Consider the following 14,496-nt stretch of genomic DNA (forward strand, 5'->3'; position numbering starts at 1 on the left):
GGGAATTATACCCCGTATAGTAGGGAGGTGAAGGAGGACGGATGCATGGCGAAAATCATAGAAGCAAAGAACTTATCCAAATTTTACGGGAAAACGCAGGTATTGAAAAATATCGATCTCACCATTGAGCAGGGGGAATTTACGGCGATTATGGGGCCGTCCGGCTCGGGAAAAACGACATTGTTGAACACCCTGTCTACCCTGGATGCCTTTAACGGGGGCGAGGTTTGGGTGGAAGGGCAGTCGCTGCTCGATTTAAAAAAGAAAGCGCTGCGGGCATTCCGCCAAAAGCGCATGGGATTTCTTTTTCAGGACTATAATCTGCTGGATACGTTAACGGTGAAGGAAAATATTGTACTGCCGCTTTCGCTGCAAAAAACACCGGCAGCGGACATGGAGCAGCGGCTCTCCAGATTGACCGCAGCGCTTCATATCGAAGCGATCCTGCAGCAGTATCCATCGGAAATTTCCGGCGGTCAGAAGCAGCGGACGGCTGCCGCCCGGGCGCTCATTACGAATCCGGCGATCGTGTTTGCCGACGAGCCGACGGGGGCGCTGGATTCCAGGTCTGCCACTCAGCTACTGGAGCAGCTTCAATCTCTTAACGCAACATTCCAAGCGACGGTGCTGATGATCACCCACGATCCGTATGCGGCGAGCTACTGCCGGCGCGTCATTTTTCTCCGTGACGGTAAAATTGTCAATGAAATGTTCAAGGGAGAGCAGTCTGAAAAGCAATTTTTTGACCGCATCTTGACCATTCAAAGCGCCCTCGGGGGTGAGCTGCGTTGAATCTGTTCGATTTGTCCTGGCGGAACATGAAGCGGGATTTCCGGCTGTATGGGATTTATTTCGTTTCTCTGCTTGTCGGGGTTGTGATTTACTTTACCTTCGCGGCTTTCATGTTCAATCCGGATATCCTGGCAGCGCTTAGCAATAAAGAGATTCTCCAGACCGGCGCCGCCATCACATCCATTGTGGTCTTCCTGTTTATCATTTTCTTTATTCTGTATGCGAACTCGTTCTTTATGAAACAACGCAAAAAAGAATTCGGGATGTACCTGCTTTATGGAATGAGTGAATGGCAAATTGCCGGGATGGTTCTGATCGAGACGGTGTGTTTGAGCGCCGTTTCACTGACGGGCGGAATTATAGCCGGGGGATTGCTGTCCAAATTTTTTGGCATGCTGCTCATGCGTCTCATGCAGTACGAGCAGGTGATTTCCTTCTCTTTTCCGGTAGAGGCGGTAGGATCGACGGTTGTTCTCTTTCTCATCCTGATCGTCATGACGAGCGTGCAAAGCTACTTCAGCGTGCGGCGCGTTCAATTGGTGGAGCTGTTTCATGCCAAAGCCAAAATGGACAGGCCGTTATCTTTTTCGGCAGGGCTTGCGGGTTGTGCCATTGTGCTGCTAGGGCTGGGTTATTTTCTGATAAGCCAAGCAGGCGATTCGGTCTACTGGAGCCGTCACTTCACGATAAGCTTTATCGCCACGATCGTCGGCATCATTGGCGGCACGTATTTGTTTTTTCGCCAAAGCTTCGGTTGGGTATTGGAGAGGATCAGCCGCAGGAAGACCTATGTCGAGGGCAGCCAAATGCTCTGGGTTTCCTCGCTTCGCTTCTCCGTCCGGGGGAATACGACGAACCTGACCTTTATTTCCTTATTTAGCGCGTTAATTATTTTTCTGGTCGGTTTCGTGGCGATTAACTATGCGGTTCACTTTGTGAGCGCGGGACAAGAGTTTCCGAACCACTTGGCGTTTACTTCGCAGGATGAGCCGACGCGCAACCAAATTGAACGCATGATCGAGGAGGATCATCATCGGGTGCTCTATCATAAGGAAATCCAAGGACTGCGTACGGAACCTGTTGCGGGGAGAGAGGCGGCTTTTGGCGAACGGTATGAAGCATCGGTCCTGCTGTTCGCTGCCTCGCAATATAATGAGATCGTCAGCTTGCGCGGCGATGATCAGCAGGTGAACGTGCAGGGGCAGGAAGCCGTTGCCCTGGCTAGAGGAGGCGCCTCAGCCAACGGGGATGCGGGAGGCAATCCGCCTCATTTTACGGTGAAGCTGAAGGAAGAAACGACGTTTGATGTCATCGGGAAAAAGGACTATGTCCTGCTCGGCAAAGCCACAGAGGCCAGCGGAGATATTGGCAAGATGCCTGCCGTCCTCATTATTTCCGACGAAGCGTTCGCACGGCTGCAGCCTGGGCAAGTCCTGGCCTCCTTTGACATTTATCAGATTGACAAAGCGGCCAAATCCGTTGCTTTATCGCGGAAAATCCATGATATCGTTGTCACGTCCCCTGAAACGTACTACTCGGCTTTTGTCGATCTCTATACCATCGATATTGAAGGTTCATCCTTGCTGTTGTTTTCCGTGGCTTTCCTTGCGGTCATCGCCTTGTTCGCCATGGGCAGCATCATCTATTTCAAGCAATTGCGCGAAGCGACGGAGGAGCAGAGACACTATGCGATTTTGCGGCAAATTGGAGTCAGTGACGGTTTATTAAAAGGGGTGATCCGCACGCAACTGCTGTTCGTTTTCTTGCCTCCGCTGCTTCTCGGTTTGCTGCACAGCTGGTTTCTCCTGCATTACCTGGCGATGGCTGAGGTGAGGGGGTTCCCGCAACTGACCTCGATGATCGCAACTGTCTTGGCGCTTTATTTTGTGATTTACTTCCTGTTTTACGCCTCTTCAACCCGAGTGTATTACAAAATCGTAAACCCAAAAACCGTAATGAACTGATCATTGCGGTTTTTGCCGTACGTGGACATAGGGGTCGTCATCCTTGGGAAAGTGAACGACAAATTCCGTATAGGCGCCGGCCTCGGACGTACAGGTGATGGTGTGGCCAAGCTTGTTGGCAAGCTGCTGCGCCAAATACAAACCCATGCCGGTTGACTTCGCATGCGTGCGTCCCGTCTCTCCAGTGAACCCCCGCTGAAAGATTCGGGGCAGGTCTGAGGGCGAGATCCCGATTCCATTGTCCCGGATCCGCAGCTGCTGGTCCTGTGGGGTTTGGCTTGCGGAAATCGTTATTTTTCCGCCCTGGCCGGTGTATTTTAAACTGTTCGTGACAAGTTGATTAACGATAAACTGCAGCCATTTCGGGTCGCTTTGCACAGCGAGCGTTTCGGCTTCGAAGCGGATGCCGATCCTTTTGGAAATAAACGTTGTCGCATGCGCCTTCACGAGCGCCTTCGTGATCCCAATCACGTCACACTTTTGAATATCGTAATCATGGTTAAAGCTGTCCAGCTTGGCGTAATAGAGGGCTTGATCCACATAGTGCTCGATCTTCGCAATCTCTTCCCGCAGGCTGTCCGCATTCAGCTCAGTCTGCTGCAGCAGGCGAAGCACCGCAATCGGCGTTTTGATCTCATGAAACCAGGAGACGATATAATCATAATGCTCTTTCTGCTTCTCCTGAATCTGATTCATTTGCCGGATATGCTGCTTCGTCAGCTCTTCGAGAAAGTTCTGCGCGAATTCTCCTTCGAGCGACAGGCTGTCGTAAGCCTGGCCGGCCTGCATCTGTCTGATGATACGGACATGCTGTCGGTAGCGATAGACGAGAAATCCGAGCCATACCAGCGAGATCAGGACAAAGGCGTACACAAACGTCCCCCAAGCCGAGGCATCGTGACGATCTGCGACAAAGATAGCGGCGGCCATCAGGAAACTGACCACATACACAGAAATCAACGGTCTTTCATAGCTGAGGTAGCGCAGAAAGGTCATTCGATCAAGTACCCCATTCCTTTGCGCGTGCGAATAAAATCCTCCAGCCCCAGCGCCGCAATTTTCTTGCGCATCCGGTTGACATTCACCGTCAGCGTGTTGTCATCGACGAACTGCTCCTCCTTCCATAAGGCCTGCATGAAGTCTTCGCGGGAGATGATTTTCCCGATATTCCGCATCAACAGCTGCAGCAGGATCAGTTCATTTCGGCTTAATTCCACGCTTTTCCCTTGGTATTCCATGGACGAATTGGCTAAATTGAGCTTCAAGCCTTGATGGGTGAGCCCAGGGCTCGCATCCTCCTGATACGTATACCTCCGGCGGATGAGCGCGCTGATTTTCGTGACCAGGATATCCAAATCAAAGGGCTTCTGGATAAAATCGTCCCCGCCCATATTGATCGCCATAATAATATCCATGTTCTGATTGCGCGAAGAAAGGAAAATGATCGGCACCTTGGACACCGCACGAATCTGCTGACACCAGTAGTATCCATCATAGACCGGCAGGTTAATATCGATGACAACCAGATGCGGCTCCGCCTGTTCAAAATCCTTGAGCACCTGATCGTACCGGGTGACTTCCACCGCTTCATACTGCCACTTCGTCAAAGTATCAGCGACAATGCGTCTAATTGTGTCATCGTCCTCAATGATCATAATGCGGTACATACGCATCCCTCGTTCTTGTCAAATGGTTGTTAGCTGTATTGTAGCCGATTTGTGGCGGGATTTCATGCGGGCGGGGAAAGGGAATTTAATCGACAGTGTCGAATGGAATTAGTTTGAGATGTTAAGGGCAACCAACCCAAAGAATTCTATGCTATAATTTTTTGGTAAGATATCAAATATTTTCATTACTAATCCTTGCAAATGTGTTTGATGCAAAGTGAGATAGTTAATACTATATGAAACAGAACATGGGTTAAGAGAGGAGGAGCAGAATGGCGATTAATAGAATTGTGCTTGATAGTTTCACTGTGTTTGAACATGTTGATATCCCCTTCTCATCTGGTATCAATGTATTCATTGGAGAGAACGGAACTGGGAAAACACATGTTATGAAGGTACTCTACAGCGCTTGCCAGGCTGTAAGAATTGATGTTGCTTTTAACCATAAACTAGTTAAGGTTTTTAAGCCGGATCAATTAAAAATCGCTCGACTATTAAGAAGGCGGAAAGGGAATACTCAGTCCAAAATTATAGTCGAGTCCGATCAGACGCAGATTTCAGCGGAATTTCATAATAAGACACAAAAGTGGGAAGCGACAGTAACTGGAGAAAGTAAATGGGAAAAGCAGTTGTCTTCCTTAACTAGCACCTTTATACCAGCCAAGGAAATATTATCAAATTCGTGGAATCTGGAAGCAGCAGCAGACAAAAATAATGTGGATTTCGATGATACCTACATAGACATTATTACTTCAGCCAAGGTTGATATTTCTGTTGGAAAAGACAACAATGCTCGCAAAAGATACTTGGATATCCTGCAAAAGATTACAACGGGGACTGTGCTCATAGAGAACGAAAAGTTCTTTCTGAAGAGTAACGGCAAGATAGAATTTTCACTTGTAGCAGAGGGCATTCGAAAAATCGCGTTGTTGTGGCAGTTAATTAAAAATGGCACCTTGGAAAAAGGAGCAGTTTTGTTTTGGGATGAGCCTGAGGCGAATATTAATCCCGCACACATTCCTGTTTTGGTTGAAATGCTGTTGGAGTTGCAACGCAGTGGCGTTCAAATTTTCGTTTCAACACATGATTATGTTTTTTCTAAGTATTTGGAAGTCAAACGAAAGCAAACGGACCCAGTTACTTTTTATTCTTTCTTTCATACAGAGGCCGGGGTAACGGTGGAACAGAATGCTTATTTCAAAGACTTAAAGAACAATTCAATTGTGAAAACCTATGACCGTTTACTTGAAGAAGTGTTCAATAAGAACTTGGGGGATTAGGCTGTGAATGAACGTGTTTTTATAGAGGAAAACGGACAATTCCAGTTTGACTTCTCCGCAGCGCTGTGGGCAACTGATCAACTAAACTCGCAGTATACTAAAATCTCATCCGTATTGAGTGACGTTGATTTCATTGCTGAGACTGATACCGAAATCCTACTGATAGAATATAAAAATACAGATGTCGAGAATGCAGCTGATCCCGGAGCTTTTGTTCAAAAGCTCCGGGAAGATAAGCATTATATTAGCATGGCCATGAAGTTTTATGGCGGCTTGCTTTATTTATTAGCGTTAAAACATACGAAGCCTTTTTGCTACATTTATATTCTTGAGTGTGCCACTGCTGGGAGCACCGAACGACTGCGGATTAAAACGAAAATAGGTTCAAAATTGCCGTTCGAGTTACAAAAGGAGCCTGAATTTAACCAGCAACTCATCAAACGATTTGAAATTCTATCCATCTCTGAGTGGAACAACAACCCTGCATACAGACAGTTCCCGATTGCCGCAATCGGAAGCTAACAGGGCCGATCTTCCTGCATCAAAAAAGCACCGCGCTCTCAATCTGAGAAGTCGCAGTGCTTTTTTAATTCAATCACGAGGGCAGCGGCGCCTTCGCAAACTTTGTACAATTTAGCAATATCGCTGTATAAACAAACTTTTTAAAACTTGGTATGATGGAGAGTAATATATACGTAAGCGATTTCAACTACAGCCTGAGGGTGGGAGAGAGATGTCAGATACACCGATACGTGTGTTGATCGTGGATGATGAGCTGCCCTTGCGTCAAGAGCTGCGCTCCCTGCCATGGGCTTCATTCGGTGCGGAGTTTGTCGGCGAAGCTGAAAACGGCGAGGAAGCCCTGGAGCTGTGTGAGAGGCTGCAGCCGGATTTGGTCATTACGGACATCACGATGCCGATCATGAACGGCATGGAACTGTTCCGGGCGATCAAGCAAAAATGGCCTTTCATGCAGGTTGTGCTGCTCACCTGCCACAGCGACTTCCACTACGCCCAGGAGGCGCTGAGGCTGGGAGCTTTGGACTATTTCACCAAGCTTGCCTTGGAAGAGGGAGATCTGCAAGCTTCGATTGATAAAACGAGAGTGTCCCAGCGGCGCGAACAGGATCTGCAGCGCTACGGACAAGAGCAGCTGCGGCGAGAGCTGGAGCAAGGCACCGCCGAGCCGGCGCGCCGTGTACGCAAGGAAGTGCAGCTCGCGCGGCGCATCATCGAGCAGAAGCTAGGCGAGCCGCTGACGCTGACCTCCGTGTCGGAGGAGGTAGGGCTGAGCTCGTACTATTTGAGCCGGCTATTCAAGGAGGAGACGGGCGAAGCCTTCAACGACTACATTACCCGGCTGCGGATGGAGAAGGCGGTGCATCTGCTGCAGACGACGCCACTCAAAGTCTATGAAGTTGCCGAGCAGGTCGGCATCCCGAGCTACCGCTACTTCTCGCAGCTGTTCCGCAATTGGACCGGCGTTGCGCCGACAGAATTCAAAAAAGGATGATTCCGCATGAAAGCAATCGTATCCTGGTTTGGCAGCTGGAGTATGCTGGCCAAACATTTTCTTTTTTTATCGCTGGCGACGGTGGTGCTGCTTGGCGGGCTCGCTTGGCTGAACTTGCGCGAGGCGGAAAATGTGTTCCGCAAGCAGGTTGTCATGGATTCGCAAATTATTATTGACCGCACGAATCTCTATATGAATGCGTACCTCGATAACGTGCAGAACATTCTCATGCTTATCTCCACGCGTGACGACCTGCTGGACGACGGCAAGGAAAAGGAAGCATCCGAGGTGCTGCGCAATTACGCGAACAAGAACAGTACGCTGTACAAAAATATGTACCTGGTCCGAGAGGACGGTCATGTGATCACGAACTCGCAGACGACCTTTGATATTATCGGCAATCCCCATATCCAATCGCTGCTAGAGAAGGCCAAGCAAACGTATGGGATGTTCATCACCGAACCTTACCAGTCGCCGATGTCGGGCAAGACCGTGGCGTTCGTACTGCCGCTGGACTCCTCCTCGACGAAAGCGTTCAAAGGCATTGCGGTCGTCGAAATCGACCTCGTGCAATTGACGAACATGCTAGCGCAGTTCATGAACACGAAGAATCAGACGTTTGCTATTATCACGAATAAAAAGAATGTCGTGCAGTTGTTCGACGCCACGCTGCCATTAAGCGCGTATCGACTGATTCCGTATAACACGTCGGTATTTCCGCCGGAACTGGATACGGGGTTTGTCGACCAAATCGCAGACCTTCCGGTCGGCGCATCGGAAATGCCAGGTCCCGAGGGAGATCTGGTCGCGGTCAAAGCGGGCATGAATAAACTGGGATGGTATTTTATTGCCTTTTACGAGAACAGTTATTTCTACCAAAATATCCAAAGTCTCTATCGAAATTTCAGCACGGCGGCCTTGTTCTGGATTGTGATTATTTTGGCCAGTACGTATATGATTTCGCGGTATATTACGATGCCCGTGCGCACACTGGTGGCGAAAATGGACCGCGTACGTGATGTGGATGTCCAGCATACGATTCATGTGACCGGCAGCGATGAGATCGGCCGGCTGGCGCGAAGCTATAATGCCATGATGGAGCGGATTCACAATTTGCTTCAGGAAACGCGGGAGGCCGAGCAGCGGAAGAAGCAGTTCGAGCTGAAAATGCTGCAAAGCCAGATTGCGCCGCATTTTCTCTATAATACGCTGGCCTGCATATCGAGCCTTGCCAAGCAGCATAAGATTCAGGAAGTACGGGAGACCATCAAGGCATTGGTCGGCCTGCTGTCGTTCAGCTTCGACAAAAGCTCGGAATTCGTCACCTTGGATGAAGAGCTGGAGGGGCTGCGGATGTACGCATATATTCAACAAATCCGCTACGGAGATAAATTCACGATGGCGATTGAGGCGGCGCCGGAAACGGCCAAGCTGCGGATTCTGAAGCTGACGCTGCAGCCGCTCGTCGAAAATGCCATTTTTCACGGCCTGGTGCCGCTGAAACGGCCGGGCAGCATTCGGATTCGGACCAAATGCGTGAAGCAGATGCTCGTCGTCACGATCCGTGACGACGGCATGGGCATGAACGCCGACCAGCTCGATAGCTTGTTTGCCGAACGCAGCAAGGCTCCGAGCAAGCACAGGTTTACCGGCATCGGCGTCATGAACGTCCATGATCGGATCGGACTTCATTTTGGCCCGGAGTATGGGCTCTCGATCTTCAGCAGGCCCGGGGTCGGGACGCTGATCCGCATCGAGCTTCCGGCTGTCGAACATACGCCGTGACCGGATAAGTGCAATTGCAAGAATTCGAACACTATGACAGGATCACTGTATATTTTCCTGAGAAAGCGCTTGCTATACTAGGTTCAGCCCGTTAGGAAGCGAGTGATTACATGGAAAAGAGGTGGCCTTATGGAACAGCAGATCGTAAGCGGGCGCAAGACTAGGGCTGAGGGCAAGGAAAGGGGAGCAGGGGTTGCAGGCTCGGCAAAGCGGGTTTGGGCGTTTCGCGCTTTTTATCTCATGCTCTTGCCGGGTCTCATCTACTACGTCATTTTTAAATATATCCCGATGTACGGCGTCATTATTGCTTTCAAGGACTATCAAATATTGGATGGCATACTTGGCAGCCATTGGGCGAATCCGTGGTACAAGCATTTTCAAACGTTTTTCAATTCACCGTATTTCTCACAGCTTCTGGTCAATACGCTTCTGATCAGCATTTATAAGCTGGTGTTTGGCATGGTGCCGCCCATCGTTATGGCGCTGCTCCTGAATGAATGCCGGCTGCGCTGGTTCAAAAGCGTCGTTCAGACCTTAACGTACATGCCGCATTTTCTGTCGTGGGTCATTATTTACGGCATTCTCATTGCGCTGCTTTCCCAAAATTCCGGGATCGTCAACAACTGGATTGAGGATGCCGGCGGCAATGCCATCGGATTCATGTCCTCCGTTGATTATTTCCGAACCATTCTTGTCAGCTCCGAAGTTTGGAAGGATCTCGGCTGGGGAGCGATCATCTACTTGGCGGCGATGACCGCGATCGATCCGACCTTGTACGAGGCGGCTCGTGTAGATGGCGCAAGCCGGGTCAGAATGATCTGGCATATCACGCTGCCGGGGATCCGAACGGTCATCGTGCTGATGTTGATCTTGAAGCTAGGTCACATTATGGATGCCGGATTTGACCAAATCTACATTCTGTATAACGTCCAGGTGTATGAAGTGGCAGACATTCTCGATACGTGGGTGTTCCGGACAGGGCTGCAGCAGTTGAACTTCTCACTGGCGGCTGCCGTTGGATTGTTCAAATCGGTCATCGGCCTCGTTCTGGTGCTGGGCTCGAATCAATTATCGAAGAAATGGGGGGAGGGCGTATGGTAAGAGGTTGGGAAGACAGAATCTTCAATCTCGTCGTGGTGGTTGTTCTAGGACTTGCGGCTTTGGCTGCCATTTTACCACTCATGTATGTGGTCTCCATGTCGATTACGCCCTTCACCGAAGTGCTCAAGAACGGCGGGTTCGTGCTGATTCCCAAATCGATTACGCTCAGCGCGTACCATAAGCTCTTTACGGAAACAAATATTCCTCGGGCTTATGTGATTACGATTATTATTACGGTCGTCGGTACCGTGGTTAATCTGGTTTTGACCTCGCTGATGGCGTATCCGCTGAGTCGCAAGAATCTCCCGGGAAGAACCTTTTTCCTCCTGATGGTTGTGTTTACGATGCTGTTCAGCGGCGGGTTGGTTCCGACCTATCTGATCGTCAAGTCGTTGGGCCTTCTGAACTCGGTATGGTCCATGATCTTACCGAATGCGGTGTGGAGCTTTAATGTGTTGATTATGAAAAGCTTTTTCGAAGGACTTCCGGAAGAATTATTTGAATCGGCGCGGATGGATGGCGCGAAGGAATTCCGGATTCTCTGGCAGATTGTGCTGCCGCTGTCGATTCCGTCGATGCTGACGATCGGGCTGTTCTATATGGTTGGTCATTGGAATGAGTTCTTTCAAGCCATCATGTATGTGACAGACCGCGGTTTGTTTCCACTGCAAGTCGTGATTCGCGAAATTCTTATCCAGACCCAGATGCCGCTTGAAAATGCGGAGAACATGATGCCGACGGAAACGATGCAGATGGCGTCCGTCGTGATGGCAAGCTTGCCGATTATCGTTGTGTACCCTTTTATCCAAAAGCACTTTACTAAAGGGATGCTGATGGGTTCCGTCAAAGGTTGACCCCGCTTTAATGGACGATCAGGACTGCAGCCAGATTCGTTCCGCCGCGGTGACAATATAACTCAACTACAAATTAGAAAGATGGGGTATCTATGAAAAAGAAATTGCTCGTTCCAACACTGCTCGCTATGGCTTTTGCAGGCAGCACGCTGCTGGCTGGCTGCGGCGCAGCGCCATCGACAGAAGACAAAACATCGGCCAGCGTAAAGCCGGCAGCGACCAGCAGCGAACCGATCAAACTGGATATTATTGAGCAGGGCTCCGGCCTTCCTACTTCCGATCAGGATATCATTAAGCAGGAACTCGACAAAGCGCTGAATACCAAAATTAATCTAACCGTCTATGCTTCACCGGAAGATTATAAAAATCAATTGAACGTACGTATCGCTTCCTCCAATTATCCGGACTTGTTCGCCGTCGACCGCCAGCAGCTCAAGCAATATTCAGAGCAAGGCCTTCTGCTGGACCTGACGCCTTATCTGGACAAGTTAAAGCCAACGGCGGACTACATCGGTGAGGCCAGCTTGAAGCAAGGCGTGATGAACGGCAAAACGTTTGCCGTTGCCAAGAAGCCGACGGCATCCAAAATGTCCCTTTGGGTTCGCAAGGACTGGCTGGATAAGCTGAACCTGAAAGTGCCGACGACACCAGAGGAATTATTCGACGTTGCGAAAGCGTTTACAGATAAAGACCCGGACGGCAACGGGAAAAAAGATACATTCGGCTTTACAGGTGCCAAACTGAATGCGTTTAACAGCATTTTCGGCGCTTATGGCATTGGCTACAACGACAGCACGCCGGGCATTTTCGTGAAAGATAATAAGCTTGTGAACTCTTTGTATGCACCTGAGATGAAGGATGCGCTTGGATTTATTCAAAAGGTGATTTCGGCAGGCGTCGTAGATCCGGAGCTCCTGGTTACGAATGATACGCAAGCAGGGCAAAAGGCGATCAAAGGGCAAGCGGGTATCATTTACACGGCTTGGTCAAATATGACCAATGCGCCAATTATTGAGCAGATTAAGGCTGTCAATCCGAATGCGGAATGGGTTCAGGTCGACGCGGTCAAGGGGCCGGGCGGACAAGCTTCGGGTACCTGGGATATTGGGAATCCTGCCGGATTGTACGCGATTCCGAAAGCGCTTGAGAAGAGCCCGGAGAAGCTGCAAAAGGTCATTGATCTCTTGAACTACGTTTCTTCCAAGGATGGTTCCTTGTTAGTACAGTACGGTGTGAAGGGCAAGCACTACAATCTCGAAGGCGATAAAGTGGTGCCGACAGATCTGATGAATAAAGAAGGCGGCTATTTCTGGCTGTATCAGTTCACGGGTCGTCCGGAGCAGGAGTATCTGAAGGTGAAATTTGCTTCGCAAGTCAAGTATATCGATTTTGCCAACAAACAGCCTCGCATTGAAACGCTGAACGGATTCATCGATGCGCCAAACGGCTATAACGCGGCTGACGCCAACCGTTTCATTGAAGAGGAAATTTCGAAGTTCGTTTATAGCAAACGTCCGCTGGGTGAATATGATAATTTCCTCAAAACGTTGGAAAGTACGATGAACTACAAGGCATATACGGATGCTGCGGAGAAAAGAATTAAAGAACTCGGCTACGTAAAATAGTTGCGGGGGGAAAGGGAGGAGAATGTGCTTCCTTTCCTCTTTATTTAAACTGGGAGAGGAGCTTCAACATGAGTGAAAATAACGACAGACAACAGATTCAGGCGGATGTGCTTGTGGCCGGAGGGGGCATATCGGGCGTAGCGGCAGCCATTGCGGCAGCTCGTAACGGCGCGAAGGTCGTGCTGTGTCAGGATCGGCCCGTTCTGGGCGGCAACGCTTCTTCGGAAATTCGCATGCATATCGTAGGCGCTGCGCATTCCAAACGGGGCCAAGCGCTTGCCACGGAGGCCAGAGAAGGCGGTCTGATCGAGGAGATTCTGCTGGAGTGTGCCATTCGAAATGCGCAACGGAGCGCTCCAATGTTTGATTTGATTTTATATGAAAAATGCCGTGCCGAGTCCAATCTGACCTTGATGCTGAATACAGCGGTGACCGGTGTGCAGATGGATGGCTCCCGCATCGTCTCGGTGCTGGCAGAGAGACAGAGCACGGAGCATACATTTGAGATTGCGGCGCAAATTTTCATCGATTGTACGGGAGACGGGCGGCTTGGCAAGGAAGCGGGAGCGCAGTTCACGACAGGTCGGGAATCTTCCAGCCAGTATGGAGAGTCGCATGCAGGCGCGGAGGCGGACCCGTATCGTCTCGGTTCATCGCTGCTGTTCACAAGCCGGGATATGGGCAAGCCGATGAAGTTTATTCCTCCTGTGTGGGCGAAGCGTTTTACAGAAGAGGATTTGAAGTATCGAAGCCACAGCTCCTGGGAGTATGGCTATTGGTGGGTGGAGTTTGGCGGCTTGCTGGATACGATTGCGGATAATGAACATATTCGCGATGAACTGTTGGCGATTATGATGGGTGTCTGGGATCACATTAAAAACAGCGGCCACCACCCGGAGTCGGCCAATTGGGCGCTTGATTGGTTCGGCTTCGTGCCGGGCAAACGGGAGTCGCGCCGGTTTATCGGCAAGCATCTGCTGACGCAGAAGGACTTGGAGGACGCTGTGCATTTTGAGGATGTCATCGCGTATGGCGGCTGGCCGATGGACACACATCCTCCGCAAGGTATTGAAGCGAAAGATACCGATCCGTGCAGTCAGCCCGTGACCAATTATGTGTACGGCATCCCGCTTAGGGCGTTGATTAGCGCCAATGTCGACAATTTAATGTTTGCCGGACGCAACATTTCGGCAACGCACATCGCGTTCTCGAGCACGAGGGTGATGGCCACTTGCGGCGTGATGGGGCAAGGCGCCGGAACCTTTGCGGCGATGGCTGTTCAGGAAGGGGTGCCGCTGGAGCAAGCCTGGCACAATCAAGCGTTGATCGGCAGAACGCAGCAGATGCTGATTCGGCAGGATGCGTTTCTGCCGGGCATACAGGGGGGCGTGAATATAGCGAGCCAGGCCCGCGTGAGTGCTTCTTCCGAACAGCCGGAGGGGCCGGCGGCGAATGTTATTGACGGCCATACGCGAGCCATGCATGGGGAGAAAGGCGTAAGGCCGGATCGGGTCGTTCCGGGCACACACCGTTGGATGTCGCAGTCGGGGGATCCCGAGCCTTGGATCGAGCTGGCGTGGGAAATGCCCGTCGCACTGAATGAAATCACGGTTGTGTTCGATACCGGGATGCACCGCAGGCTGACACTCACACACGAGGATGAGGTGCTGAAGAAATTCGTCTGGGGGCCGCAGCCGGAAACGGTCAAGGCATTTCGTGTGATCGCTTATAGCGCGGATAGCACGGATGACTCTGGTGACGGCCAGGAAGTGATGCACGTTCAGGACAATTACCAGCGGCAGGTGACCCAAGCAGTTGCGCTGGAGCAGGTGCGAAGGCTTCGCCTTGAGGTGCTGGAGACGAATGGGCTGGATCATGCGCGCATTTTCGAAATCAGGTGCAATTAGGGAGGACG

Annotated in this window: 12 protein-coding genes; 10 read left to right on the forward strand and 2 right to left on the reverse strand. The window is 50.5% G+C overall.

The annotated features are described in order from the left end of the window. The first annotated feature begins 45 nt into the window (after positions 1–45). Together ABE504_RS20835 and ABE504_RS20840 are read left to right on the forward strand one after the other, a co-directional pair. Positions 46–792, forward strand: coding sequence for an ABC transporter ATP-binding protein (locus tag ABE504_RS20835; RefSeq protein ID WP_430092226.1), 747 nt, complete (start codon positions 46–48; stop codon positions 790–792). Then, positions 789–2,756 carry an FtsX-like permease family protein gene (locus ABE504_RS20840; protein WP_430092227.1) on the forward strand — a complete coding sequence of 656 codons (1,968 nt, stop codon included), beginning with the start codon at positions 789–791 and terminating at the stop codon, positions 2,754–2,756. Before ABE504_RS20835 ends, ABE504_RS20840 begins: the two co-directional genes overlap by 4 nt. Here the strand turns inward: ABE504_RS20840 and ABE504_RS20845 are convergent, their stop codons facing one another. Continuing rightward, positions 2,757–3,752 carry a sensor histidine kinase gene (locus ABE504_RS20845; RefSeq protein WP_430092229.1) on the reverse strand — a complete coding sequence of 332 codons (996 nt, stop codon included), beginning with the start codon at positions 3,750–3,752 and terminating at the stop codon, positions 2,757–2,759. Continuing rightward, positions 3,749–4,423, reverse strand: coding sequence for a response regulator transcription factor (locus ABE504_RS20850; RefSeq protein WP_430092230.1), 675 nt, complete (start codon positions 4,421–4,423; stop codon positions 3,749–3,751). Before ABE504_RS20850 ends, ABE504_RS20845 begins: the two co-directional genes overlap by 4 nt. Positions 4,424–4,695: 272 nt before the next feature. On the opposite strand from ABE504_RS20850, the gene ABE504_RS20855 reads away from it, so the two are divergent. From ABE504_RS20855 to ABE504_RS20890, 8 genes are all read left to right on the forward strand, one after another. Continuing rightward, the gene (locus tag ABE504_RS20855) at positions 4,696–5,703 is read left to right on the forward strand and encodes an AAA family ATPase (RefSeq protein WP_430092232.1); all 1,008 of its coding nucleotides are present in this window, start codon (positions 4,696–4,698) and stop codon (positions 5,701–5,703) included. Between the two features lie 3 nt (positions 5,704–5,706). Continuing rightward, positions 5,707–6,225: a hypothetical protein gene (locus ABE504_RS20860; protein ID WP_430092234.1), complete on the forward strand. Its 519-nt coding sequence runs from the start codon at positions 5,707–5,709 to the stop codon at positions 6,223–6,225. A gap of 211 nt (positions 6,226–6,436) precedes the next feature. Then, the gene (locus tag ABE504_RS20865; RefSeq protein WP_430092235.1) at positions 6,437–7,216 is read left to right on the forward strand and encodes a response regulator transcription factor; all 780 of its coding nucleotides are present in this window, start codon (positions 6,437–6,439) and stop codon (positions 7,214–7,216) included. A 6-nt stretch (positions 7,217–7,222) separates the two neighbouring features. Continuing rightward, complete coding sequence (locus ABE504_RS20870) at positions 7,223–9,001, forward strand: cache domain-containing sensor histidine kinase (RefSeq protein WP_430092237.1); 1,779 nt, start codon at positions 7,223–7,225, stop codon at positions 8,999–9,001. A 240-nt stretch (positions 9,002–9,241) separates the two neighbouring features. Further along, positions 9,242–10,102 carry an ABC transporter permease gene (locus tag ABE504_RS20875; RefSeq protein WP_430092765.1) on the forward strand — a complete coding sequence of 287 codons (861 nt, stop codon included), beginning with the start codon at positions 9,242–9,244 and terminating at the stop codon, positions 10,100–10,102. Next, positions 10,096–10,956 (forward strand): carbohydrate ABC transporter permease, encoded by an 861-nt coding sequence (locus ABE504_RS20880; protein ID WP_430092239.1) that lies wholly within the window; start codon positions 10,096–10,098, stop codon positions 10,954–10,956. Before ABE504_RS20875 ends, ABE504_RS20880 begins: the two co-directional genes overlap by 7 nt. A 92-nt stretch (positions 10,957–11,048) precedes the next feature. Further along, positions 11,049–12,581 (forward strand): extracellular solute-binding protein, encoded by a 1,533-nt coding sequence (locus ABE504_RS20885; RefSeq protein WP_430092241.1) that lies wholly within the window; start codon positions 11,049–11,051, stop codon positions 12,579–12,581. A gap of 68 nt (positions 12,582–12,649) precedes the next feature. Continuing rightward, positions 12,650–14,488: an FAD-dependent oxidoreductase gene (locus ABE504_RS20890; protein ID WP_430092243.1), complete on the forward strand. Its 1,839-nt coding sequence runs from the start codon at positions 12,650–12,652 to the stop codon at positions 14,486–14,488. The last annotated feature ends 8 nt before the right edge of the window (positions 14,489–14,496 follow it).

The organism is Paenibacillus oryzisoli, from assembly GCF_050467285.1.
In the GTDB taxonomy this organism is placed as follows: Bacteria; Bacillota; Bacilli; order Paenibacillales; family NBRC-103111; genus Paenibacillus_E; species Paenibacillus_E oryzisoli_A.

What these genes read in the sequence shown, in the direction of transcription:
- ABE504_RS20845 (WP_430092229.1), bottom strand. Translation starts at nt 3,752, where the DNA reads ATGACCTTTCTGCGCTACCTCAGCTATGAAAGACCGTTGATTTCTGTG.
- ABE504_RS20870 (WP_430092237.1), top strand. Translation starts at nt 7,223, where the DNA reads ATGAAAGCAATCGTATCCTGGTTTGGCAGCTGGAGTATGCTGGCCAAA.
- ABE504_RS20885 (WP_430092241.1), top strand. Translation starts at nt 11,049, where the DNA reads ATGAAAAAGAAATTGCTCGTTCCAACACTGCTCGCTATGGCTTTTGCA.
- ABE504_RS20865 (WP_430092235.1), top strand. Translation starts at nt 6,437, where the DNA reads ATGTCAGATACACCGATACGTGTGTTGATCGTGGATGATGAGCTGCCC.
- ABE504_RS20890 (WP_430092243.1), top strand. Translation starts at nt 12,650, where the DNA reads ATGAGTGAAAATAACGACAGACAACAGATTCAGGCGGATGTGCTTGTG.
- ABE504_RS20875 (WP_430092765.1), top strand. Translation starts at nt 9,242, where the DNA reads ATGCTCTTGCCGGGTCTCATCTACTACGTCATTTTTAAATATATCCCG.
- ABE504_RS20880 (WP_430092239.1), top strand. Translation starts at nt 10,096, where the DNA reads ATGGTAAGAGGTTGGGAAGACAGAATCTTCAATCTCGTCGTGGTGGTT.
- ABE504_RS20835 (WP_430092226.1), top strand. Translation starts at nt 46, where the DNA reads ATGGCGAAAATCATAGAAGCAAAGAACTTATCCAAATTTTACGGGAAA.
- ABE504_RS20855 (WP_430092232.1), top strand. Translation starts at nt 4,696, where the DNA reads ATGGCGATTAATAGAATTGTGCTTGATAGTTTCACTGTGTTTGAACAT.
- ABE504_RS20850 (WP_430092230.1), bottom strand. Translation starts at nt 4,423, where the DNA reads ATGTACCGCATTATGATCATTGAGGACGATGACACAATTAGACGCATT.